The organism is Aequorivita sp. KMM 9714, assembly GCF_011065475.1.
GTDB classification, from domain to species: domain Bacteria; phylum Bacteroidota; class Bacteroidia; order Flavobacteriales; family Flavobacteriaceae; genus Aequorivita; species Aequorivita sinensis.
Map to the genome: position 1 here is coordinate 301,958 of NZ_JAAGRO010000002.1, position 24,599 is coordinate 326,556.

The following is a 24,599-nucleotide window of genomic DNA, read 5'->3' on the forward strand; positions in this document are numbered from 1 at the left end:
TATGGTTTTCAACAAATTGTTTTACGGTATTAGTATTTTAAATTGGTTACCAAAAATAATAGCTAATATAAAAAAAGCCACCCTTAAAGGATGGCTTATATAATTTAATTGTCATGGTTTCTACAGGAAAGAGTATCCTAGTGCAAGAGAAAACACTGTATTTTTTCCTTCAAAACCATCGGTTTTTGAGACATCAGACAATCCAAAATTGTACCTAGCATCTAAACGAACGCCAAATGGAAAGTCGTACCCAGCTCCTACAATTCCAGAAACATCAGTTTTTTCTGCATTTGCCTTAATAGAATTAGCCCCTAAAACATCTACATAAATATCGTCATCCAAAATAAACCCAAATTGCGGTCCTGCTTGAATATTCAAACCCTGTACTAAGTAGTACTTCAATACAACGGGTACGTTTACGTAGTTCAAGTCGAATTTTCCATAATCAAACTCCGCTCCTTGTTGTGAATACAGAACATCTGCCTGAACCCCAACTTTATCAGTAAATTTAATTCCAGCAAAAATACCAGCTTGAAAACCAGTTTTACTGGATAAATCATTAACATCTGAGATATTCGCAAAGTTAGCCCCAGCTTTAATCCCTAAATCAAGGTTTTGGGAAAAAGCAGTAGCTCCCATAAAAAGTGCGCAAAACGCAATCATTAATTTCTTCATAGTGTAAGGTTTTGATTTGTTAATTAAAACGACAAGTTATCTTTTATGTTATACATATTAAAATATTTAGAATTTTGTTAACTATTATAATTAGTAGTAATATAGCACTATGAACTGGCAACAAACTCTAAAAGATTATCAAAATTACCTCCGCTTAGAACGTGGACTTTCAGATAATTCTATAATTAATTATTCGTTAGATGTTAAGAAACTAATGCGCTGGTTAGAAAAAAATGAAATAAAGACCTCTCCTACTTCTATTTCTGAAGAAACGCTTCAACAGTTTATTTATGACACAGCAAAAACAATAAACCCTCGTTCACAGAGCAGGTTAATTTCAGGTCTAAAAGGCTTTTTTACGTATTTAATTTTTGAAGATTATCGAAATACTAATCCTTTAGAATTAATTGAAGCTCCAAAGCTGGGTAGAAAACTTCCTGATACTTTGGCAATTGAAGAAATTGACTCTCTTATTAGTGCAATTGACTTAAGTTCTAAACAAGGAGAGCGCAATCGTGCGATAATAGAAACACTTTACGGCTGCGGACTTCGTGTTTCAGAATTAACAAGCCTTAAAATATCCGATTTGTATTTTGATGAAGGCTTTATTAAAGTCACGGGGAAAGGTGATAAACAGCGTTTAGTCCCTATTAGTCCTATCACAGAAAAATATATAACCATTTACCAAAAACAAGTACGAGTTCATCATAAAATAGACCCTAAGGATGCCGATACGCTTTTTTTAAACCAACACGGCAGGCAACTTACACGGGCCATGATATTTACCATTGTAAAGCGTTTAGCTGAAAAAGCTGGAATAAAAAAAACCATTAGTCCGCATACTTTTAGACACTCCTTTGCTACTCACCTCCTAGAAAACGGGGCCGATTTACGTGCAATTCAACAAATGCTAGGACACGAAAGCATTACTACTACCGAAATCTACACCCATATTGACAGAAAACACTTGACTGAAGTTATCAATAAATTTCACCCTAGAAGGTAGGTGTTGAATTTATGATGAAATTGCAATTACGAAAGCACTTTTTGCTTCTGAATTCATAAGGTTAAAAAACTCCCAAACAGCTTCATTTTTTTTCTTTTCCTACAATCCTTTTGTATTTTGAAGGTGAAACTTAAAAAGAAAAAAAATATATATGAAGACATTAAAATTCAGTAATGGTGATACTATGCACGCCATTGGATTAGGAACTTGGAAATCAACTGGAAATGAGTTGAAAAAGGCGATAAAGGACGCTATTTACGCAGGTTATAGACATATAGACACCGCTACAAATTACGGCAATGAAGCAATTATTGGAGAAGCCTTAGCCGAGATATTTGCAGAAGGTAAAATATATCGCGAAGATGTATTCATTACTTCAAAATTATGGAACGACTCTCACGCAGAAGGCCAAGTAATCCCAGCCTTACAAGATTCACTTAAAAAACTTCAACTGGATTACTTAGATTTATATTTAATCCATTGGCCAGTAGCCTTCAGAAATGGAGTTGAATTTCCTAAGAAACCAAGTGATTATCTAACATTAGATGAAGCTCCGTTAATAGAAACTTGGAAACAAATGGAAGAAGCCAAGAAAAACGGACTAGCAAAGCATATTGGAGTTTCCAATTTTAGTGTTAAGAAGCTAAAAGACCTGATTTCCAAAGCAACCATAAAACCTGAAATGAATCAAGTAGAACTTCACCCGCTACTGCAACAAAACGATTTATTGGAGTATTGTAAAAGTGAAAACATTTTGCTTACAGCATACTCTCCATTAGGTTCAGGAGATCGTATTTCAGCAATGAAAGCCGAAGACGAACCAAATATGTTTGAAATAGATGTTTTAAAAGAAATTGCAAAGGATAGAAGCGCTACTGTACCACAAGTACTTATTGCTTGGCATAATCACAGAGGCTGTGCTGCTATTCCGAAGTCAACAACCAAAGAACATATAATTTCGAATTTTAAATCGGCAGACGTGGCACTCAGAGATTCTGACATGGAGAAAATTGCCAAATTAGACCGCCATTACAGATACATTAATGGAAAGTTCTTTGAAGAAGAATCTAAGGGATATATAAATCTTTATGATGAATAAGAAGTAATAAATATCAATAAAAAAAATAAGCCGCAATGTACATTGCGGCTTATTTTATATATAGTTTAATCTTATTTACTTCGCTATATTAACTGATCGTGTTTCACGGATAACAGTTACTTTCACTTGACCAGGATACGTCATATCCGTTTGGATTTTTTGTGAAATTTCAAAAGATAATTGTGCAGCTTTTTCGTCGCTTACTTTTTCACTTTCAACCATTACACGAAGCTCACGTCCTGCTTGGATTGCGTAGGCTTTATTAACCCCTCCAAAACCAAAGGCGATATCTTCTAAATCCTTCAAACGCTGAATGTAAGAGTCTAATACTTGACGTCTTGCTCCAGGTCTTGCACCGCTAATAGCGTCACATACTTGAACAATAGGAGATAGTAAGCTTGTCATTTCAATTTCGTCGTGGTGAGCACCAATAGCGTTGCAAACCTCAGGCTTTTCACCGTATTTCTCAGCCCATTGCATTCCTAAAAGTGCGTGAGGCATTTCTGTTTCCGTTTCTGGCACTTTCCCTATATCGTGTAATAATCCAGCTCTTTTAGCAAGTTTAGCATTTAAACCAAGCTCTGCAGCCATTACTCCACAAAGTTTTGCAACCTCACGTGAGTGATGTAATAGGTTTTGTCCATAAGACGAACGATACTTCATACGTCCCACTGCCTTAATTAGCTCTGGGTGTAAACCGTGGATTCCCAAATCGATAACTGTACGCTTACCAACTTCAATGATCTCTTCTTCTATCTGCTTGGTTGTTTTTTGAACAACTTCTTCAATACGTGCAGGGTGAATACGTCCGTCTGTTACAAGTTTATGTAGTGATAGACGCGCAATTTCCCTTCTAACTGAATCAAAACAAGAAAGAATAATTGCCTCAGGAGTATCGTCTACTATAATTTCAACCCCAGTGGCAGCTTCAATAGCACGAATATTTCGACCTTCACGACCAATAATTCTACCTTTTACATCATCGCTTTCTAGGTTAAATACAGAAACGCAATTTTCAACTGCTTCTTCTGTTCCTATACGTTGAATAGTATTGATAATGATTTTCTTTGCCTCTTGTTGAGCAGTCATTTTAGCCTCTTCAACAGAGTTTTGAACAAAAGCCATAGCTTGAGTTTTGGCTTCGTCTTTTAGGCTTTCCATTAACTGAGCTTTAGCTTCTTCAGCAGAAAGGCTGCTGATTACCTCTAATTGCTCTACTTGACTGCGGTGAAGTCTATCTACTTCACTTTGCTTTTTATCTAGAACTGAAATTCTCTCGTCAAACTCTTGTTGTTTTGACTGAAGTTCAGCGTTTAATTTCTTTGATTTTGCTAGTTCGTTAGAAACTTGCGATTCCTTATCACGTACTCTTTTTTCAGTGTCAGAAATCTTTTTATCACGGCTTAATATTACTTTCTCATGTTCTGCTTTAAGTTCTAGAAACTTCTCTTTCGCTTGTAATATTTTGTCTTTTTTTATGCTTTCTGCCTCAGATTTTGCTTCTTTTAATATTGCTGCAGCACTTTTTTTGGCTCTTGATAAAACGTGGGATGCGTTGTTTCTCTCCAGTATTTTTGCAATAAAAAAACCAATCGCTAACCCAACGATGGCACTAATTATTATAGTTACTATATCCATTTATTTGTTGATTTATATATAAAAAAAAGCCTACATCAATACATTAGTTTTGAATAAACTCCTTAAAAAATGTTTAGGGCTAACAAGCTGATCAAGAATCCGCTCGAAGACGGCCCGCTTTTACAACTTTAACTCACCCTTTTTTAAAGAATTCGTGTTGAGTTTACCAAAAATAATATTAATGTAGGCAGTTACCTTATTTAATTAAAAGAACGTTACGATAGTTGCTCCTCCAAGATTTGATTTAAAGCTCTAAGCCTTTCTTCTGCTTCCTTGGTTTCACTAGATCTATCTATTTGTTTTTGCTCTACCTGGGCAGCAAACTGGAGTGCGCTCATTGCTAACACATCCTGTTTGTCACGCACGGCATAACTTTGCTCGAACTTCTTAATCATTTCTTCTATCTTCTTCGCCGCCAATCTCAACCCCTCCTCCTGCGAAGGATTGATAGTCAAGGGATATACCCTGTCTGCTATCGATAGTTTTATTTTTAATTGTTCTGACATTGTTATATTATTCGGAAAGTTGGGCAATACATTGATCTATTTCCCGAACTAAAGCGTTTATCTTGAGTTTCGTTTCTCGTTTATGTTGGTCACTGCCAAGCATTGAGTTTGCGAGTTTTAATGAATTGTTTTTTTCGGTTAAAGCTTCAATTTCTTGTTCAAATTGCTGCTGTTTTAACTTTAAATTGATTATCTCTTCTTCCAATTGAGCATTGGCAGTTTTTAATTTCTCGTGCTTGTTAAGCAACTGACCCACTCTATTCTCAAGAGAATCAACAATTTCAGAAAGATTACTCATTAAAATTTTTGTTCAATACTTCTTTCACAAAGTTAGCATACCCTTGCTAAAACACAAACAGTTTTCTGTTATTTTTTCAGTATTTTATAATGATAAACCAAATAATTATGGTATTAGGAAGAAATTTGCAAAACTATCTTTGATAATCAACCTATTGCAGTTCGCTATCTATGCAAACTCTAAACAAAAGGTTATTAACAATTAAAATCTTAAAGCCCAAGTTAATCTCGATTATAAGCAACCTGGTTACTTCCTTCCGCAAATTCCAATACAAAACACAAAACTCGATTCTTAAAGTGATTTTTTACTAGGACACACTTAAATCATTTGTTTTTAAGTTTTTATAAATATACAACAATCAATTTTTAGATCTGGATTAAGCGCATAATTTCTTTCGATAAAGAGTTATTTTGTAAAGTTTTAATCGGACTTTAATAATTATAGCAAGAAATAAGGATTCAAAATAAAATAGAATCATCATACATACCGTTAATTAAGTTGTTGTCCCTTTTTTATTCCTAACGTATTATTATTTTTACACTATGAAAAAAATTTTATCGTTACTCCTACTTATCGGGAGCTTTACTTATGCCCAAAACAATTTTCCTAAAAATTATTTTTCAAACCCATTGGATATAAAAATGATCCTCTCCGGAAGTTTTGGAGAGCTTCGTTCTAATCATTTCCACAGCGGTTTAGACATAAAAACGCAACAACGCGAAGGGATGCCAGTTTACGCCCCTGCAGATGGGTATGTAAGCAGAATTAAAGTTAGTCATTACGGGTATGGAAAAGCGCTATATATTTTACACCCTAATGGATACACCACTGTTTATGGACATTTAAGAAGCTATGCAGGAGAAATTGAAAAACACGTAAAGGAAACCCAGTACGCAAAAGAATCATTCGAAATTGAACTTTTTCCTGATAAAAATTTCTTAGCTGTTAAAAAAGGAGACTTAATTGCATATACAGGAAACACAGGAGGTAGCGGCGGCCCACACTTACATTATGAAATCCGTGATGCCTCACAAAGACCGATTAATCCACTTCATTTTGGTATCGATATTCCAGATTCTAAAGCTCCGTTATTAATGGGTGTTTTCGCTTATACAATAGATGAAGATGGACACGTAAATCAAAGTCAAAATAGAACTAAATTAAGATTGATTAAGCAAAAAGATGGTACCTATAAAACCGAAGGCATTAAAGCTTATGGCAAAATTGGGTTTGGAGTAACTACCTACGACCAATTTGATGGAGCTTCAAACAAAAACGGTAGTTATAGAATTCAAACAAATTTTAATGGTTCTGAAAAATTTGAAGTTACCTTCGATAAGTTTTCATTCTCTGAAACTCGCTACCTCAACAGGTATATAGATTATGAATACTTTGAAACAAATAAAAGTAGAATTCAAAAACTATTTAGAGAAAAGAATAATCCATTAAGCGTAATCACCTACGAAGACGATAACGGTTATGTAACGGTAAAAGATAGTCTTCATTCAATTTACACCATTAGCATTAACGACTTAAAAGGAAACACAACTTTTGTTACAATTCCAATTGAAGGGGCTAAAATGGATATCCTCGATCCGAAAAACAATAAGGTTACCGACGATTATATCAATGCAGATCACGCTACTTCAATTACGAAGGGTAAGTTCAGCATTTATATTCCTGCTAATAGTTTATACGAAGACACTTATTTAGACATTCGCGCCGATGGAGATACATTAGTATTTCACGAAGATATTGTGCCTATTCACACCAACATTACCTTATCGGCAGATATTTCGTCTTATAGAGAAGAAGACAAGGACAAGCTTTATTTAGGTAGATTAAACACTAAGGGTGAACCTTATTACACTTCTACTAGTAGAAACGGCGATAAACTTGTAGCCAAAACAAGAACATTTGGGAAATACATCATTGCTTCAGACACAATTCCACCTGTGATAGAGCCTATTAATTTTTCAGAAGACAAATGGATAAGCAATGAGAATTTTCTAAAAATTAAAATCAAAGATGATTTAAGTGGAATAAGCTCGTATAGAGCTACCATCAACGGAAAATTCATTTTAACAGAATATGATTATAAAACAGACGTTCTAGTTTATAATTTTAACGACAATGTAAACTTAGAAACTGAAAATAATTTGAAACTCATAGTGATTGATAATGTAGGAAATAGTGCTACATTTGAAGCAAAATTTTTCAGAAAACACCCCTAATTCAAGCTTTTGAAAACAATAAAACTATCGCTCACACTTTTCTTTTTATGTTTTGCAACCGTTGTGTTTGCTCAAAAATCGATTGTAAAAGGAATTATTCTTGACGAAAACAACTTTCCCGTAGCTGGGGCAAATGTAACCTATAACGACACTGGAACTATTTCAGATTTTAATGGGTTCTACTTACTTAAAGTACCATCAAATCAAGATGTTACTATCGTTTTTTCGCATGTAAGTCATAAAAAAGTACAGGTAACCGTGAACCTTTCTCCAAATGAGGATTACGAGTTAAATCCTGTAATGAACACTACTATTGAGCAAATAAGTGAAGTTGTAATTTCGGGTAGAGAAAACAAACGCGTTGAAGGGGTAACTACTATTTCACCAGAGGTAATTCGTAAAATGGTAGGTGCAAATGCGGGTGTTGAAAACCTTCTAAAATCACTTCCAGGTGTAAATGGTAATGACGAATTAAGTACTCAATACGCTGTTCGTGGTGGTAATTACGACGAAAACTTAGTTTATGTTAATGAAATTGAAGTTTATCGTCCTTTCTTAATTAGAAGCGGACAACAAGAAGGGTTAAGCTTTGTAAATAGTGACCTTACTAGCAATGTAGATTTCTCAGCTGGTGGATTTCAAGCAAAATATGGGGATAAACTTTCTTCTGTTCTAGACATTACCTATCGCCGCCCAGTAAATTTTGGTGCTTCTATTGAAGCTAGTTTATTAGGAGCTAGTGGTTCTGTAGAAGGGGTTTCAAAAAATGGTCGTCTATCAGGTATTTTCGGAATTCGCTATCGCGATAACAGTCTTTTTGTTCAAGCAAAAGAAACAGAAACCAATTACAGACCAAAATTCGCAGATGCACAAACGTATCTTACTTATAAATTCAGTAATAAATTTGAACTTGGGTTCTTAGGAAATATATCTATTAACGAATACAATTACAGACCGCTAACAAGACAGACTAACTTCGGAACAATTTCCGATCCTATTGCGCTACTTGTGTTTTATGAAGGTCAAGAAGAAGATAGATACAACACTTATTTTGGAGCTTTAAAATCGACTTGGGTTGTTTCAGATAATTACACAGCTAAGTTCATCGGATCTGTTTATCAAACTACTGAACAAGAATATTACGACATCCTTGCTGAATATCGTTTAGGAGAAGTAAACACAGACCTAGGAGGAGAAGACTTAGGACAAGTGGAATTTACAAGAGGTATTGGCGGGCAACTTACTCACGCTAGAAACGACTTGGATGCCTTAATTCTTAACTTTGAGCACAAGGGGAATCTATCTATTGAAGATAACAATATTGAATACGGAATAAAATACACTCACGAAGATATTCGCGACCGTGTAAACGAATACGAAATTATTGATTCGGCTGGGTTTTCAATTCGCCCACCTATCTTCCCTCCTAACAATCAACCTTACTCTCCAGACACTTCGCCAATTGTTCCTTACACAAACGTAAGAGCAATGAATGATACGCAAATAGACCGTATATCTGGTTATGCACAATGGAGTAGAAAAACTACTCTTGGAGGTAGCGACCTTTGGTTAAATGCAGGTGTTCGTGCGCACAATTGGACCGTAAGCGGACAAAACATTACAAGTACATCACAAACTGTATTTAGTCCTCGAGCACAGGTTTCTTTAAAACCAGATTGGGAAATGGATATGCTTTTCCGTCTTTCGGGAGGTATGTACCACCAACCACCATTCTATCGAGAGTTAAGAGATTCAACGGGTACAGTGCAACCAGGAGTTAAGGCACAAAAATCTGTACACATTGTATTCGGAAACGATTACAGCTTTAAAATGTGGGACCGCGAATTTAGATTGAATTCTGAAGTATATTACAAGCACCTAGATAATGTTAATCCTTATACTTTAGAAAACGTTCGTATCCGATATCGTGCAAACAACAGCGCTGTTGCTTATGCTTACGGTTTAGACGTACGTCTGGCAGGAGAATTTGTTCCAGGAACAGAAAGCTGGTTGAGTTTTGGATATTTAAAAACAGAGGAAAACATTAACGACAAAGGGTATATTTTCCGTCCTACAGATCAACGCCTAAAATTTGGTATGTTGTTTCAGGACTACGTAAAAGTTATTCCATCGCTTAAAATGTATCTTAACTTAACGTACAACACTGGGCTTCCAGGTGGTTCCCCAAGTTATGCCGACCCTTATAACTATCAAACGCGTTTACCAGACTATAAGCGTGCCGATATTGGGGTTAGCTACGTAATTGTAGATGATACGAAATTAAGAGATAGCGGGTGGTTAAAACCATTTAAGGAGCTTTCGGTTGGAGCAGAAATTTTCAATATATTCGATGTGCAAAACTCTATTACAAACACTTTTGTAAGAGATGTTTATAGCAAACTTCAATACGCTATTCCGAATTACTTGACACCGAGAATTTTTAATGTGAAGCTTTCAGCGAAGTTTTAAGCTCGAGAACGCTGTCTTTTACGCTTTCTCAGCTTTTTGCTGTTTTTCTTTTTCTGAAAATCACGACTGTACTTCAGCATAGTTTCATAGGTTTCTGAAGTGCTTTTGCTGTAGAGTTTAGCATACTCATCGGCCATAATCTTAACCATAGTTTTTGAAGGCCAGAGTCTGCGGAAGTTATTCATTCGCTTTTCAAAACTCATAGGTTCAAATCGCATTCTATTCAAATCAATTAAATAGAATTCGTATTTGTTATCTCCTACATCGGTAATCAAAGTATTCCCAGGGGAATGATCTAAAAAGTTTACTCCGTTTTCGTGTAGTTTAAAAGTGAATTGGGTAAACTGTCGTAATATTTCTTCCCGATTTTCAAACTTTGGTTTATGAATTAAAACTCGAAAATCGAAATCGTAATCGAGGTGTTCACTTATATAATAGCTCTGTTTTAATCCAAAAGAAAAAAACTCTATATACGCCACTGGGGCTGGCGTTCCAATTCCGAAGTTAGCTAGTTTAGAAGCGTACTCAAAAGAGCGTTTTGCCTTACTTTTTCTAAAGAATTGGTATATTATAGACTGAAATAAATTAGGCGTTTTAAAACTCTTAATATTGAATACAACACCATTTAATTCTATTTTTTTTATAACATTGCGCTCACCTTTGGTTACATACTTCCCTACTTTTTCAAATTGATAAAGTGCGTCTTTCAACGCAGGTTGCAAGTGTGAATATTTTGGATTGATTACGAAATTCTCGCGCATTTTTAATATTTATACAGTCAAAAAAGGTATTTTGCGAAGGTAATTTAAAATCTTTATCCCGTGCTTATGCTATGGGATTTTATACGAAAATACAAACTTTACTTTAAGGCGATGTACAAATTTTGGCAAAGAAGACGAAGTCTAACAAAGTAATACACTATGAAGAAAATACTAATCATACAAAACAAACGAATTGGCGATGTGCTACTGAGCTCGGTTATTGCTAATAATATTAAAAAAGTATTTCCTGAAAGTGAAGTTTCCTTTTTTGCTTACGATTATACAATTGGTGTACTTGAAAACAACCCAAATATCGATCGTATAATTTCAATTAACCAAAAAGAGCTTAAGCGTCTGCCAAAACTTTTTGAAACTGCTTTAAAAATTAGAGAGCAGAAATACGATATTATCTTCGACCCCTATGCTAAGTTTCAAAGTAGAATTATTTGTCTTACAAGTAAAGCTCAGTACAGAGTTGGCTTCAAAAAAGCACATAAAAAACTAAAACTTCCTTTTTATACGCATCCAATAAATTTCAAAAAGAAGGCCACATTGCCTTGCGGAAGAGGGATTGAAGATAGAGTTAACTTAGTACATCAAGTTTTTCCATTGGCAGAACCTGACTATGTGCCGAAAATATATTTAAGCGAAATAGAGAAATCTGAAAATAAATTACAAAACATTAGTGGGCCTGTTATAATGTTTGGTGTTTTAGGAAGCACGCCAAATAAATCTATGCCCTACGAGTATATTGTTGAGCTTATAGATTTTGTCACCAAAAACTATAAGGCTACCATCCTTTTCAATTATGCACCTCATCAAAAAGAAGAAGCTTTAAAAATATACAATGCGTGTGCGCACAAGGAAAAGATAAATATGGAGATTTATGAATATAGCATTCGTGGATTTGCCGTATTAATGAGTCAATGCGATATGTTAATCAGTAATGAAGGAGGCAGTGTTCACATAGCAAAGGCGGTAAACAAACCAACTTTCACAATATATTCACCTTATATAGATAAAGATGCTTGGAATAGTTTTGAAGATGAAGTATTCCATCAATCCATTCATCTACTAGAAGAGGTTCCAGACCTATTTAAAAGCTTTACACCAGAAGAAAGAAGGTCGATTGAGAAAAATCCTCAAGAGCTTTACAAGGAATTAAAACCTGAAATGATTCTCAAAAAGCTGAAGCCCTATTTAGCGCATCACCTTTCTGATGTAAAAATCTAGTTAGTTTCTACTTTTTCCTTTAAAACACTTTCAGGAGCATCAGTCTTTAGAATTCCGTATTTCGTCCAAACTCTTTTTTCTTGTTTTGTAATACGCCTAATAGCCTTGTTTTTTACAAACATGTCTTTAGTAACATACCCTCGAGCGTGATCTAAATGTAAGGTTACTGTGCTATATCGAATTTGAAGGGGTTTTATTCCGTAATTCATTAAGCGTTCGCCCATTTCACGGTCTTCCCCACCGTATTGCATACGTTCGTCGAATCCATTTACTGCAATAACATCCTTACGCCATCCTGAAGCATTGTTACCATCCCAAGTAGCGCTAGTAGGAGTAAACGTATTTAGAAAATCTTCTTTGAAACCGTAAGAAGTAAGTTTGTTTATCTTGAATGTTTTCTTCAATCCTTGTTTTAATAACCATTTTGCATTAAAACAACGTTGCAGTTTTATGTCTTCTCTCGTAATTTTTTTAGAAATACTCATGGTAAGCTTGAAGTAACCCGCAGAAAGGAAACATCCTGGACGACTCAAGCCAAGGTGTGTAGAAACTAAATCGTTTCTTGGAATACAATCCCCATCTGTAAAAATGAGGTACTCCCCTTTTGAAGCTACAATTGCTTTATTGAGAATTTTTGTTTTTTGAAATCCGTGGTCTTCTTGCCAAACGTGTGTGATTTTTAAAGGAGAATTCTCTTTAAAGGAATCAATCATTCTTTTGGTTTCTTCTCCCGAACCATCGTCGGCAATAATAATTTCAAAATTCTTTTCTAGTTGTTGCTCAAATCCCCAAAGTGCTTTTTGTAACCATTCAGGTTGGTTGTAGGTACTTACAATAACCGAGACATAAGGCGAATCATCTTCATTTTTTACAATTCCGTAATTTGTCCACTTTTTATTTTGATTACGTGTAACCTTACGTATTGCTAAATTCTTTTCAATAGACTCTTCGTTCTTATACCCTCTTGGATGATCAAGATGTAAAACAACCGCATTGTAGCGAATCTGTTTACTTTTAATTCCATAATTCATCAATCGCTCGCCAAGTTCACGATCCTGTCCGCCGTATTGCATACGTTCGTCAAAACCATTTATGGCAACAATATCTTTCTTCCACCCAGAAGCATTATGTCCATTCCAACTAGCATTAGTAGGAGTTAAAGCATTTAAAACTTTAGCTTTTACAGAACCAGAGTAAAGTTTGTTGTTTTTAAACGAAGATTTTAATCCGTGTTTTTTAAGCCACTTAACATCAAAACATCTTTCGGTATAAATATCTTCTTTAGTAATTTTCTTTGAAATTTCCATTGGCAGCATAAAATATCCACCCGACAGGAAATATCCTTCTTCACGATATTTTACATGTTGTTCCACAAAATCTTTTCGCGGAATACAGTCGCCATCGCTCATAATAATATACTCGGTACTACACTGCTTAATGGCTTTATTAAGAATTTCAGACTTCTGAAAACCTTTGTCTTCATGCCAAACGTGAACGATTGGATAGAAAACTTCTTCTTGCATTTTTTCTAGCAATAGCCGCGTTTCATCGTCTGAACCGTCATCTGCAATTACAATTTCAAACTGTCTATATGTTTGATTATTATAACCGTACAGCACTTTTGTCAACCATTCGGTAGAATTGTAAGTGCTAATTATTATGGAGGTGTTAAGCTGCTTCATTTATGCAAAGATAAAGTTATTTAGGAAGTTGGCGCACAAAACAAAAAGTAGTAATTTCGAAATGTATTTTAAATCTTTAGCTAAAATTAAAAAACTGCGATTTTACGAAGAAATAATTAATTATTTTTCGAGAAATTCTGCTGAGAAAATATGCCGAAACTAACTGTAATCATACCTACATTCAACGAAGAAGCCTATCTTGAAGACGCCCTGTTTTCAGTAGCTTTTGCCGATGAAATTATTGTTGTAGATTCATATAGCACAGACAAAACACCAGAAATAGCTAAGAAATATGCCACTAAGTTTCTACAGCGAGCGTTCGACAATTTTTCAAATCAGAAAAACTTCGCATTAAAAGAAGCAACTGGAGATTGGATTCTTTTTATTGATGCCGACGAGCGCGTAACGCATTCCTTGGAAGCCGAAATTTTAGAAACCATTCAAAATCCAAAACACGGCGGATATAAAATTAATTTTCCGCATTTTTATATGAATCGTTTTCTCTATCATCATAGCGATGATGTATTGCGATTAGTAAAGCGGGAGGGAGCAAAATTCACAGGTTCGGTTCACGAAAAATTGCATTGTAACGGAAGCATAGGAAAATTAAAAAATAAAATGCTCCATTTTACCTACAAGGGACTAGATAATTATATTCAAAAAAAAGAATCGTACGCCTGGTTTCAAGCACAACAACAATTTGACAAAGGGAAAAAAGCAACTTGGTTTCACCTATTTATAAAACCTACTTATCGATTTTTTAGATCGTTTGTATTAAAGGGAGGTTTTCGAGACGGGGTGCCAGGACTTACAGTTGCCGCAGTAAATGCATACGGAGTTTTTGAAAGGTATGTAAAGTTAATGCTATTGCGAAAAGGAATACAATAATAGACATTGTAAGAAAGAAAGGTAAAAACATTATTTTTACACAAATCACATTCAGTTTTTGAAAAACACAGCAAAAATTTCAGCCATTGCCATAACGCTTAATGAAGCGCATAACATTGAAGCCTATTTAGATAGTCTTTGGTTTGCTGATGAAATTATTATTGTAGATTCATATAGTAAAGATGAAACAGTTTCTTTAGCGGAAAAACACGAGAAGGTTACAGTGTACCAAAGAAAATTTGATAACTTTTCGGCTCAAAAAAACTTTGCGATTTCAAAAGCGAAAAATGATTGGATAACTTTTTTCGATTTAGACGAAGAAGTAACTCCAAGATTAGCTGACGAAATAGTTGAACTAGCGAAAAACCCAAAAGCTATAGCCTATTATGTAAAACGCGATTTCTATTTTATGGGAAAACGTATAAAGTACAGCGGTTTGCAAAATGATTATATCGTAAGGTTTTTCAATAAAAATCATTGTCAATACAATACCAATTTAGTTCACGAAACTTTAGAAACCGATGGGAAAACTGAAAATCTAAAAAACAGTTTACCACATCACACTTATAAATCCTTCGACGATTATACCGCAAAAATGCATAAATACAGTGCATTACAAGCTAAAATGCTTTATAAAAAAGGGAAGAAACCTACTTACTATCACTTCCTCTTTAGGCCGTATTATCGTTTTTGGAATCAGTTTATATTTCGTTTAGGAATTCTAGACGGAAAAGAAGGATTTATCTTAGCCTATGTGAGTGCATTTTCAGTGTTTAAACGATATATAAATCTTTGGTTACTTTATAGAAAAATAGCTTAAAAAACACCTATGAGTCACAAAATAGCCATCATATTTCTTGATGAAATTCACCATATATATCATTTTGTGAGTGTAGCAGTAGAACTTGCAAAAACCAATCAAGTGCATATTCTCACCCACTCTGGGAAAAATACTTTTCTTCACGAATCTCTTAAAAAGCTTAATGATAAAAATGTAGTAGTTGAAAAAATGCCAACAGCTGCTTTTAGAGCATTTACTGATAGAATAAAAGGCAGACAACTACCTAGAAAAGGCTTTTGGATAAAAAAGCACAAGAAATATATTCTAAATAATTTTGACGCTATAATCTTTACAGATTACTATCATAAATACCTCTTAAAAGCTAGAGAAGATCGCAATAAGCCAAAGTTTATATTTTTAGAACACGGTACACCCGGAAGAGCTTATGCTTATAACAAAGACATCTTAGATTTTGATTTTCACTTACAATGTGGGAGATTTCACTATAAGTCTTTAAAAGAAATGAAACTGCTAAATGACGAATATAAAATTACAGGCTACCCAAAACTAGATGTGGTAAAATTGGATAAACCCGAACCTATTTTCACCAATAACAAACCGACAGTTTTATATAATCCACACTTTACCCCTCCTCTTTCGTCTTGGCATTTTATGGGACACGAAATCTTGGAGTATTTTTACATGTCGAAAGATTACAATTTAATTTTTGCTCCGCATATTAATCTTTTCAATAAAGTTGGAGGTGACGACCCTGCCGCCATACCAGAAAAATATTATACTGCTGAAAACATACATATAGATTTGGGAAGCGATAAAAGTGTAAATATGACTTACACAAAAGCTGCCGATATCTATATGGGTGACGTCTCTAGTCAGGTTTACGAGTTTATGACTAATCCACGTCCTTGTATATTTTTAAACCCTGAAGGCGTCGATTATAAAGATGATATTAATTACCGTTTTTGGCAGTGCGGTGATGTGATTAATTCTATTAATGAATTAAATGAAGCATTAAAAATTTCCAAAGAAAACCATCAGAAAACATATAAATCTATACAAGAGGAAATAACTTCAGAAAACTACTACACAGAAGAAGGCTCCACTCCTTCAGAAAGAGCTGCTAGTGCGATAAATGAATATCTCGATAATGTTTTATAAGTAAGCGTCAATTCCTTTTTTACACCAAGTACTTTTTTCGGCAATAGTTTTCTCCTGTATTGCATCATTGCGTTTAAACCCACTTTTATCTTTTACTTTGTGCCAAATGTGGTAAACTATTCCTCGGTAACGGAGGCGTTGCCCTAAAACACCGTTGTTTATCATCCTGAGTATTAATTCTGAATCTTCTCTCCCCCAACCTACAAACTCTTCGTTATAACCATTTACATCTATCACATCCTTCTTCCAAAACGACACATTGCAACCTCTCATTTTCTTTGAAATCTCTTTATGTCTGCCATACATTCTACTCAACAATGGAATCCGTAAGTTTCGAGTTCGCTTTTTTATTCCCTTATCGAAAAAACCGAATTTTAGTTTTCTATTCTTGAAAAGTTCTGTTAAGTAATCTTCTTGAATGTTTACTCTACTTCCATACAAATATGTATTTTCCTTTGCCATTGCAATATGATCGCCAACAAAGTTTTTATGCATTATGCAATCGCCATCAATCTGTACAATGTAGTCTCCCGTTGCCCCAGCAATTGCCTTATTAAGAATAATCGCTTTTCTAAACCCATTGTCTTCGTGCCAAAAATGACGAATAGGTACTATTGATTTACTTTTAAAACTATCTATCAACGCTTTTGTTTCCTCGGTAGAGCCATCATCGGCAATCAATATTTCATCTGCCTGATTTTTTTGATTTATAGCACTCGACAATACTAAATCAAGGGCTTCGGGCCAGTTATAGGTAGAAATAAGTAAAGAGGTTTTCATTTGTTGAGAGATTTCTTCAAAGATATATTTTTTGCCAAATCTAGATTAGTTCAATTTTAATGAAATTAGACAAGGATAATGCTGCTTTTTTGAAGAACTTTGCAATTAAGCAAAATTTAGCAGATGAATATCAAAGACGAAACAAACAATGCCCTTTTAACTCTTAAAAAAGGGGGACTTATTTTATATCCTACAGACACAGTTTGGGGAATAGGGTGCGATGCTACAAATGCCGAAGCGGTAGAAAAAGTATTTAAACTAAAGCAAAGGAGTGATGATAAATCTTTGATTTGTTTAGTGAGTGATTTTAAAATGTTAAATGAATTTATAGAGGATGTTCCTGAAGTTGCTTATGATATTTTAAAATACGCTGCAAAGCCAACAACCATTATTTACGACGACCCTATTCGCATAGCTGAGAATATTATTGCCAAGGACAATTCACTTGCTATACGAGTGGTTAAGGATGATTTTTGTAAAACCTTGATTAGAAAATTCCGCAAACCTATTGTATCTACATCGGCAAATATTTCAGGAACGCCCACTCCTGGAACTTACTCCGAAATAGACCCTTTAATTTTGGAAGGCGTGGACTATGTTGTAAATTTGCACCGCGATAAAAAAACTGGAAAACCTTCGGCTATTATTAAGCTTGGAAATGATGGAAGTGTAAAGGTGATCCGTAAATAGAAATTGAAACAAGACTAAAGAGAAACAAGAAACAGAACGGCTTATCTAGCAAGGTTTTAATACGCTGCTAGCATAAACACTTCATTTTAAAAGATAGTATTTTTAAAAATATTTACGCCTTTGCTTCTCTGCTAGAAATAATAAATGGCAAAACAAACATACATATCGGCATTAGAGAATCCTATTTTTAGAACAATCTCTAAGGCTGCGTCTAATTTAAACCTTGAAACTTATGTTATTGGAGGTTACGTCCGCGATTTTATTTTAAAACGCGGTGAAGCCAAAGATATTGATATAGTAGCAGTTGGTAGTGGAATTGACCTTGCTGAAGAAGTAGCTAGACTCCTTCCCGGTAAACCAAAGGTATCAGTTTTTAAAACCTATGGTACGGCCATGTTAAAAAGTGGCGGAATAGAACTTGAATTTGTAGGAGCACGTAAAGAATCTTATACAGAAGAAAGTAGAAACCCAGCAGTAGAAAACGGCACCCTTGAAGACGACCAAAACCGAAGAGATTTCACTATAAATGCCCTGGCGCTTAGCCTTGGCAACGAGAATTACGGTGAGCTTCTCGATCCTTTTAACGGTATTAAAGATCTTCAAAATAAAATTATAAGAACTCCACTAAATCCTGATATTACATATAGCGACGATCCATTGCGAATGCTGCGTGCAATTCGATTTGCAACGCAATTAGATTTTGTTATTGAAAAAGAGTCCTTGAATTCTATCACAAAAAACGCTGAAAGAATTAAAATAATTTCAAAAGAGCGAGTGGTAGATGAAATTAATAAGATTTTACTTTCGGATGTACCTTCTAAAGGGTTTACGTTATTACATAAAACAGGATTATTAAGCTACATCCTACCTGAGCTAATGGCTTTACAAGGTATTGATGAGAAAGAAGGACAAACCCATAAAGACAACTTCTGGCATACATTAGAAGTGGTAGATAATATTTCTAAAACTACAGACGATTTATGGTTGCGTTGGGCCGCTTTATTACACGACATTGGGAAAGCCCCAACAAAAAAGTTTGATAAAAAAATAGGCTGGACATTTCACGCACACGAATTTGTGGGTGCGAAAATGGTTTATAAACTATTTAAGCGTTTAAAAATGCCATTAAACGACAAGATGAAGTTCGTTCAAAAAATGGTTTTAATGAGTTCACGTCCAATTGCTTTAGCCAATGACGTTACGGACAGTGCTGTAAGGAGATTAATTTTTGATGCTGGTGAATACGTGGAAGATTTAATGACGCTTTGCGAAGCAGATATCACCACCAAAAACCCTAAAAAGTTTAAAAAATACCACGCAAACTTTCAATTAGTTCGCGAAAAAATTGTGGAAGTTGAAGAGCGCGATCACGTTCGTAATTTTCAACCGCCCGTTTCTGGGGAAGAAATTATGGAGACTTTTAATTTAAAGCCTTCTCGTGAAATTGGAATTATAAAAGATGCAATTAAAGAAGCTATTCTAGAAGGTGAAATCCCTAATGAATATGAAGCTGCAAAGGCATTCATGCTAAAAAAAGGTGCAGATTTAGGCTTAAAAACAAATTAAACTAATGTTCAGAAAATCAATTAAAGTTTCAATTGTACTAGTTTACCTAGTAATTATCGCTGGGGCTATGGTACGAATGACCGGCTCTGGAATGGGTTGCCCTGATTGGCCAAAATGTTTCGGATATTATATTCCACCTACAGAAATTTCTGAATTAGAATGGGCACCCGAAAGAACATTTAAAAAAGGACAGGTAATTATTCACAACGATGCCTTATACGTTGCAAAAGAAGATTTTACAACCTCCAATCAATACACCGATTCTCATTGGGAATTATACACCAAGCACGACTATGCTACCTTCAACGTATGGCACACATGGATTGAATATGTAAACCGATTATTTGGAGCTTTATCCGGTTTTGCAATTCTTATAATGGCAATATTTTCACTTCGAAAATGGAAAACTAAAAAACAACTTACCATCTTATCCTGGGTGAGCGTTGGATTACTAGTATTTCAAGCTTGGCTAGGAGCTACAGTAGTTTACTCGGTGCTTTCTCCAGTTAAAATAACCATTCATATGGTTATGGCCTTGGTTATATTAGCAGTATTACTTTATATCCTATATGCTTCAAAAGAAAAGCCAGTAAATTATTTCACCTCTAGAAGTTATAGAACACTTATCCTTTTTGCAGTAATCCTAACACTTATACAAGTGGTTTTAGGTACTCAGGTTCGTGAATTTGTTGATGAACGCGTCAAAGAAATTGGATATAATTCCCCAGAATTATGGTTGGAAAACCCGAGATTAGACTTCTATTTACATCGCTCTTTTTCAATATTAGTAGTTTTAGTAAACCTATCATTGTGGTACTTCAATAGAAAAAGAAACTATGGATTAAAGTATTTGGATGCTTTAATTTTATTAATTCTCGCTGAAGCATTTACAGGAATCTTAATGTATTATTTTGATTTTCCTGTACTATCACAACCGCTTCATCTCGTTATTGCCACATTACTCTTTGGAGTTCAATTTTATATATTGTTGGAAGCATTTCTAACCAATAGAACGAGTAAAAGTTTGTAACTTTGCGCACTAATTTTTTTATAGCTTAAATGGTTTACCGATTTAGAATTATACTAGACACCGAAGAAGATGTATTTAGAGACATCGAGATAGAAGCTTCTGCTACCTTAGAAGATTTCCACAATGCAATTACACAATCTTTTGGATTTGACGGCCAAGAAATGGCTTCATTCTACACTAGTAATGAGTTTTGGGAAGAAGAAGAGGAGATTTCACTTTTTGATGTAAGTGATGAACCTGGCGGTATAAGAGTAATGGGCGATACTTATTTAGAAGATGTTGTAGATAAAGACAACACCCGACTACTTTACGTTTACGATTTTCTAAATATGTGGACGTTTATGGTAGAATTAGCCGACATAGGTGAAGTTGAAACTGGACGAATTTATCCAAACCTAATGTACTCTCACGGTGAAATTCCTGCTGAAGCTCCTGAAAAAGAGTTTATTTCGGAACCAATAGAAGGTGATGATGATGATTTTTTTGATGACGATTACGATTTAGATCCAGAAGACTACGACAGTCTGGATTTTGATGAAAACTGGAACTAGCTATTAGTAACAGATCATCATTAGTAGGTAGTACAACACATTTACATTCCTAAAATTTAAAATCTAATATTCTATATGATAAACCTTTTTTCTACTCATATTGCATCTCTTTCAATCCACAGAGTGGGTAACAAAAGCCGTGGGGAAGATATTTTTCTTTCTGCCGAGCCTTATAAAATGGATGATGAAATTACCCCATTGTTAAAAGAGTTTTTCTTAAAGCCTTTTCGTGAAAAAGAAGAGAACTACTTTAAGTTTTCACACGAAGCCGATTTAGAGTTTCACGAATTGTATAACAACGCAAACAACATATTTAACAATCCTGAAAACATACACGAAGAGAGTAAAAAAATTGCTACTTATCTCTTTAATCAGTCTGAGCATCCACATATTAAAAGTGGTGAGGTTTACGTAGCTTATCTTGAAGGTGTACAATTGGACAATGTGAAGATGGATGCCATTGGTGTTTTTAAAAGTGAATTGAAACAAGATTTTCTTCAGTTTTTAGAAGAAGGAAATTCACTGGACGCAATGTTACAACAAGGTGTAAGTTTAAATAAACTTGATAAAGGTTGCATCATTTTCAACGCTAACAAAGAAGAAGGATACAAAATACTTTCAGTAGATAGCAACCGGTATGATGCCCGTTATTGGTTAGAAAGCTTCTTAGGTGTAGAACCGCTAGCTGACGACAACTTCCACACAAAAAAATACTTGAAGTTTTGTCAAGACTTCGCCAAGGATGTAGTTTTACCTGCCGAAGATAAAAAGCAAGAAGTAATGTTTATGAACCGAGCAGTAAATCATTTTGCGAAAAATGACACTTTTGAAGAAACTGCTTTTATGAATGAAGTAATTGACAACCCTGATTTATTACCAGAATTCCGTCATTACAAAGCTGAAAAAGCACCTAAATACAGCATCGAAGATTTAACTACATTCCCAATTGCAAATACCGCTGTAACAGCAGCGAGAAAAAAAATTAAGAATGTTATCAATCTTGACACCAACATACAAATCAAACTCGATTTCATAAACCCTGAAAGCGCTGATAAATTTGTTGAGAAAGGTTGGGATGAAGAAAAACAGATGTACTACTACTTAGTTTACTTCAATAAAGAACAGAAAGTATAGTTGTAGCCAAGCAATAAAATAAAAAGAGCAAAACATTTAAATTTTAAATGTTTTGCTCTTTTTGCATTTAGACATTCCGTTTATACTGTTTACAAACGGAATGCTTTTTACTTTAATTTGATTAGTTTCCTAATTCACTGATGAATTTTATACGATATAGTCTTAGTTCTTCTTCATCGTAATCTCCATCAAACTCATCCATAGCTGCTTTAATTTCATCGGTACTGGCTTCAAGGAAATAATCGTGGATTTCTTCTTGTTGATCTTCATCTAACACTTCATCTATCCAATAATCGATATTTAACTTTGTTCCACTATACACGATAGCCTCCATTTCTTTAATAAACTCAGGCATTTCAAGACCTTTTGCATCTGCAATATCTGGTAAAGAAAGCTTTCTGTCTACGTTTTGAATGATATACAACTTAAGGGAGCTATTACTACCTGTAGATTTTACAACAAAGTCTTCAGGTCTTATAATATCATTTTCTTCAACATAATCCTGAATTAGTTTTAAAAACGACTTCCCATATTTCTTTGCCTTTCCTTCTCCTACCCCGTGAACGTTAGATAGTTCTTCTAGTGTAATAGGATATTTTAAAGCCATATCTTCCAAAGATGGTTCTTGGAAAATCACAAATGGTGGCAACTCTAGTTTATTGGCAACTTTTTTAAGTTCAGCTTTTAATAGTTTAAAGAGTGTATCATCTACTACATCTCCTCCTTGTTTAGCCGAAACTATTATATCGTCGTTAGCATCTTTAAATGAATGATCTTCCGTCATCATAAAAGTTGTAGGAGACTTAATGAATTCTTTCCCGGCATCTGTAAGTTTAATTACACCGTAGGTTTCAATGTCTTTCTTTAGGTAACCAGCAACGAGTAGCTGACGCAATAACGCCATCCAATAAGCAGCGTCATGGTCGGCTCCCGATGCGAAATACTCTTGTGTATCTGTTCTATGCGATTTAATTAAGGCGTTTACTTTCCCAATCAGAACATTTACAACCTCTTTACTCTTATACTGTTGATTAGATTTTAAAACAACCTCCAACAGCTTTTTAGCTTCCGCTGTAGCTTCGTGTTTCTTTTTAGGATGACGCATATTATCGTCCATCATTCCACCTTCACCGGTTTCATTGTCAAATTCTTCTCCAAAATAATGAAGTATAAATTTTCGTCTAGACATAGAAGTTTCAGCAAAACCTACTACTTCTTGTAGAAGTGCGTGTCCAATCTCCTGTTCGGCAACTGGTTTTCCACTCATAAACTTCTCTAACTTTTCTATGTCTTTGTAGCTATAAAAAGCTAAACAATGACCTTCACCACCATCGCGACCGGCGCGACCAGTTTCTTGATAGTAGCTTTCAATACTCTTTGGTATATCGTTATGGATAACAAAGCGTACATCTGGTTTGTCGATTCCCATTCCAAAAGCAATGGTAGCAACAACCACATCTACATCTTCCATCAAGAACATATCTTGATGTTTTACACGTGTTTTTCCATCGAGCCCTGCGTGATACGGAACAGCTTTAATACCATTTACCTGTAAAGCTTGTGCGAGTTCTTCAACCCTTTTCCGGCTTAAACAGTAAATAATTCCGCTTTTACCTTCGTTCTGTTTTACAAAACGAATAATATCCGCATCTACATTTTTCGTTTTTGGACGAATTTCATAGTACAGATTTGGACGGTTAAAAGAAGCTTTGAACGTATTTGCATCCTGCATCGATAAGTTCTTCAGAATGTCTTCTTGTACTTTTGGAGTAGCGGTTGCCGTAAGACCGATAATAGGAATATCGTTTCCTATACGAGTAATAATACTTTTTAGATTTCGATATTCAGGTCTAAAATCGTGCCCCCATTCACTTATACAATGCGCTTCATCAATGGCTAAAAATGAAATTTTTTGAGTTTGAAGAAAATCAACATACTCATCTTTAGTTAGCGATTCGGGAGCAACATAAAGTAGTTTGGTAATTCCGCTAGCAATATCACTTTTAACTTGTTTTACTTCAGTTTTATTAAGCGATGAGTTTAATACGTGCGCTATTCCATCTTCTGATGATAAGGCACGTAATGCATCTACTTGATTTTTCATAAGTGCTATAAGCGGGGAAACTACTATAGCTGTTCCTTCTTGCATAAGTGCAGGAAGTTGATAGCAGAGGGATTTACCTCCACCAGTTGGCATTATTACAAAAGTATTATTGCCTTCTAGGATGCTTTTAATAACATCCTCTTGCAAACCTTTAAATTGAGAAAATCCAAAATATTTCTTTAAGTCTGCGTAAATGTCATAATCTACCACGTCATAATAGTTTTAGGGAGTAATTCAGTTTTAATCAACATTTAGATTATATTATCAATAACAGTTGTAATTTTGTAATCAAATT

The 24,599-nt window shown here is 34.8% G+C and carries 21 protein-coding genes, 1 other RNA gene and 1 pseudogene; 13 read left to right on the forward strand and 10 right to left on the reverse strand.

Annotated features, from left to right (window positions below):
• Positions 1-120: 120 nt before the first annotated feature.
• Complete coding sequence (locus G3A46_RS07595; protein WP_165148340.1) at positions 121-675, reverse strand: porin family protein; 555 nt, start codon at positions 673-675, stop codon at positions 121-123.
• Between the two features lie 109 nt (positions 676-784).
• Here G3A46_RS07595 and xerD point away from each other — a divergent pair, with 109 nt between their 5' ends.
• Together xerD and G3A46_RS07605 are read left to right on the forward strand one after the other, a co-directional pair.
• Complete coding sequence (gene xerD, locus G3A46_RS07600) at positions 785-1,681, forward strand: site-specific tyrosine recombinase XerD (RefSeq protein WP_165148343.1); 897 nt, start codon at positions 785-787, stop codon at positions 1,679-1,681.
• A 151-nt stretch (positions 1,682-1,832) separates the two neighbouring features.
• Positions 1,833-2,780: an aldo/keto reductase gene (locus tag G3A46_RS07605; protein ID WP_165148346.1), complete on the forward strand. Its 948-nt coding sequence runs from the start codon at positions 1,833-1,835 to the stop codon at positions 2,778-2,780.
• A 75-nt stretch (positions 2,781-2,855) separates the two neighbouring features.
• Here the strand turns inward: G3A46_RS07605 and rny are convergent, their stop codons facing one another.
• The 4 genes from rny to G3A46_RS07625 form a co-directional block, all read right to left on the reverse strand.
• Positions 2,856-4,418: a ribonuclease Y gene (gene rny / locus G3A46_RS07610; RefSeq protein ID WP_165148349.1), complete on the reverse strand. Its 1,563-nt coding sequence runs from the start codon at positions 4,416-4,418 to the stop codon at positions 2,856-2,858.
• Positions 4,419-4,473: 55 nt separating this feature from the next.
• Positions 4,474-4,581: non-coding RNA, 6S RNA (gene ssrS, locus G3A46_RS07615), on the reverse strand.
• Positions 4,582-4,633: 52 nt separating this feature from the next.
• A complete protein-coding gene (locus G3A46_RS07620) occupies positions 4,634-4,924 on the reverse strand; it encodes a cell division protein ZapA (RefSeq protein ID WP_139854891.1) in 291 nt (96 codons plus the stop codon).
• Between the two features lie 7 nt (positions 4,925-4,931).
• Positions 4,932-5,222: a hypothetical protein gene (locus tag G3A46_RS07625; protein ID WP_139854892.1), complete on the reverse strand. Its 291-nt coding sequence runs from the start codon at positions 5,220-5,222 to the stop codon at positions 4,932-4,934.
• Between the two features lie 542 nt (positions 5,223-5,764).
• On the opposite strand from G3A46_RS07625, the gene G3A46_RS07630 reads away from it, so the two are divergent.
• Both G3A46_RS07630 and G3A46_RS07635 read left to right on the forward strand, forming a co-directional pair.
• Entirely contained in the window at positions 5,765-7,456 is a 1,692-nt protein-coding gene (locus G3A46_RS07630) for a M23 family metallopeptidase (protein WP_165148352.1), read from the forward strand.
• Positions 7,457-7,465: 9 nt separating this feature from the next.
• Complete coding sequence (locus G3A46_RS07635) at positions 7,466-9,925, forward strand: carboxypeptidase-like regulatory domain-containing protein (RefSeq protein WP_206735979.1); 2,460 nt, start codon at positions 7,466-7,468, stop codon at positions 9,923-9,925.
• On the opposite strand, the gene G3A46_RS07640 is transcribed toward G3A46_RS07635, so the two are convergent.
• Positions 9,922-10,686: a lipopolysaccharide kinase InaA family protein gene (locus G3A46_RS07640; protein ID WP_165148355.1), complete on the reverse strand. Its 765-nt coding sequence runs from the start codon at positions 10,684-10,686 to the stop codon at positions 9,922-9,924. The genes G3A46_RS07635 and G3A46_RS07640 overlap by 4 nt on opposite strands.
• 159 nt (positions 10,687-10,845) lie before the next feature.
• Between G3A46_RS07640 and G3A46_RS07645 the strand changes: the two genes are divergently transcribed.
• Positions 10,846-11,919, forward strand: coding sequence for a glycosyltransferase family 9 protein (locus tag G3A46_RS07645; protein ID WP_165148358.1), 1,074 nt, complete (start codon positions 10,846-10,848; stop codon positions 11,917-11,919).
• On the opposite strand, the gene G3A46_RS14335 is transcribed toward G3A46_RS07645, so the two are convergent.
• Both G3A46_RS14335 and G3A46_RS14340 read right to left on the reverse strand, forming a co-directional pair.
• A complete protein-coding gene (locus G3A46_RS14335; RefSeq protein ID WP_241836876.1) occupies positions 11,916-12,794 on the reverse strand; it encodes a glycosyltransferase family 2 protein in 879 nt (292 codons plus the stop codon). The genes G3A46_RS07645 and G3A46_RS14335 overlap by 4 nt on opposite strands.
• Positions 12,783-13,601, reverse strand: a pseudogene (locus G3A46_RS14340) (glycosyltransferase family 2 protein); the annotation flags it as partial. The pseudogene G3A46_RS14340 and the gene G3A46_RS14335, both read right to left, overlap by 12 nt.
• Positions 13,602-13,751: 150 nt before the next feature.
• Here G3A46_RS14340 and G3A46_RS07655 point away from each other — a divergent pair.
• The 3 genes from G3A46_RS07655 to G3A46_RS07665 are packed head-to-tail and all read left to right on the forward strand — an operon-like array spanning position 13,752 to position 16,449.
• Complete coding sequence (locus G3A46_RS07655) at positions 13,752-14,489, forward strand: glycosyltransferase family 2 protein (protein ID WP_165148364.1); 738 nt, start codon at positions 13,752-13,754, stop codon at positions 14,487-14,489.
• Positions 14,490-14,547: 58 nt separating this feature from the next.
• Positions 14,548-15,309 carry a glycosyltransferase family 2 protein gene (locus G3A46_RS07660; protein ID WP_165148367.1) on the forward strand — a complete coding sequence of 254 codons (762 nt, stop codon included), beginning with the start codon at positions 14,548-14,550 and terminating at the stop codon, positions 15,307-15,309.
• 9 nt (positions 15,310-15,318) lie between these two features.
• Entirely contained in the window at positions 15,319-16,449 is a 1,131-nt protein-coding gene (locus tag G3A46_RS07665; protein WP_165148370.1) for a CDP-glycerol glycerophosphotransferase family protein, read from the forward strand.
• Here G3A46_RS07665 and G3A46_RS07670 read toward each other — a convergent pair.
• Positions 16,444-17,229, reverse strand: coding sequence for a glycosyltransferase family 2 protein (locus tag G3A46_RS07670; RefSeq protein WP_165148373.1), 786 nt, complete (start codon positions 17,227-17,229; stop codon positions 16,444-16,446). The two genes, G3A46_RS07665 and G3A46_RS07670, sit on opposite strands and share 6 nt — an antisense overlap.
• Positions 17,230-17,352: 123 nt before the next feature.
• Between G3A46_RS07670 and G3A46_RS07675 the strand changes: the two genes are divergently transcribed.
• The 5 genes from G3A46_RS07675 to G3A46_RS07695 all read left to right on the forward strand — a co-directional run bounded on the left by G3A46_RS07675 (position 17,353) and on the right by G3A46_RS07695 (position 22,200).
• Positions 17,353-17,919, forward strand: a complete 567-nt coding sequence (locus G3A46_RS07675; protein ID WP_165148376.1) for an L-threonylcarbamoyladenylate synthase — start codon at positions 17,353-17,355, stop codon at positions 17,917-17,919.
• Between the two features lie 144 nt (positions 17,920-18,063).
• A complete protein-coding gene (locus tag G3A46_RS07680; protein WP_165148379.1) occupies positions 18,064-19,485 on the forward strand; it encodes an HD domain-containing protein in 1,422 nt (473 codons plus the stop codon).
• Between the two features lie 4 nt (positions 19,486-19,489).
• Entirely contained in the window at positions 19,490-20,515 is a 1,026-nt protein-coding gene (locus G3A46_RS07685) for a COX15/CtaA family protein (protein ID WP_165148382.1), read from the forward strand.
• Positions 20,516-20,544: 29 nt separating this feature from the next.
• Positions 20,545-21,066: a plasmid pRiA4b ORF-3 family protein gene (locus G3A46_RS07690; RefSeq protein WP_165148385.1), complete on the forward strand. Its 522-nt coding sequence runs from the start codon at positions 20,545-20,547 to the stop codon at positions 21,064-21,066.
• A gap of 75 nt (positions 21,067-21,141) precedes the next feature.
• Positions 21,142-22,200 (forward strand): nucleoid-associated protein, encoded by a 1,059-nt coding sequence (locus tag G3A46_RS07695; protein ID WP_165148388.1) that lies wholly within the window; start codon positions 21,142-21,144, stop codon positions 22,198-22,200.
• A 121-nt stretch (positions 22,201-22,321) separates the two neighbouring features.
• On the opposite strand, the gene recQ is transcribed toward G3A46_RS07695, so the two are convergent.
• The gene (recQ, locus tag G3A46_RS07700; protein WP_165148391.1) at positions 22,322-24,514 is read right to left on the reverse strand and encodes a DNA helicase RecQ; all 2,193 of its coding nucleotides are present in this window, start codon (positions 24,512-24,514) and stop codon (positions 22,322-22,324) included.
• Between the last annotated feature and the right edge of the window lie 85 nt (positions 24,515-24,599).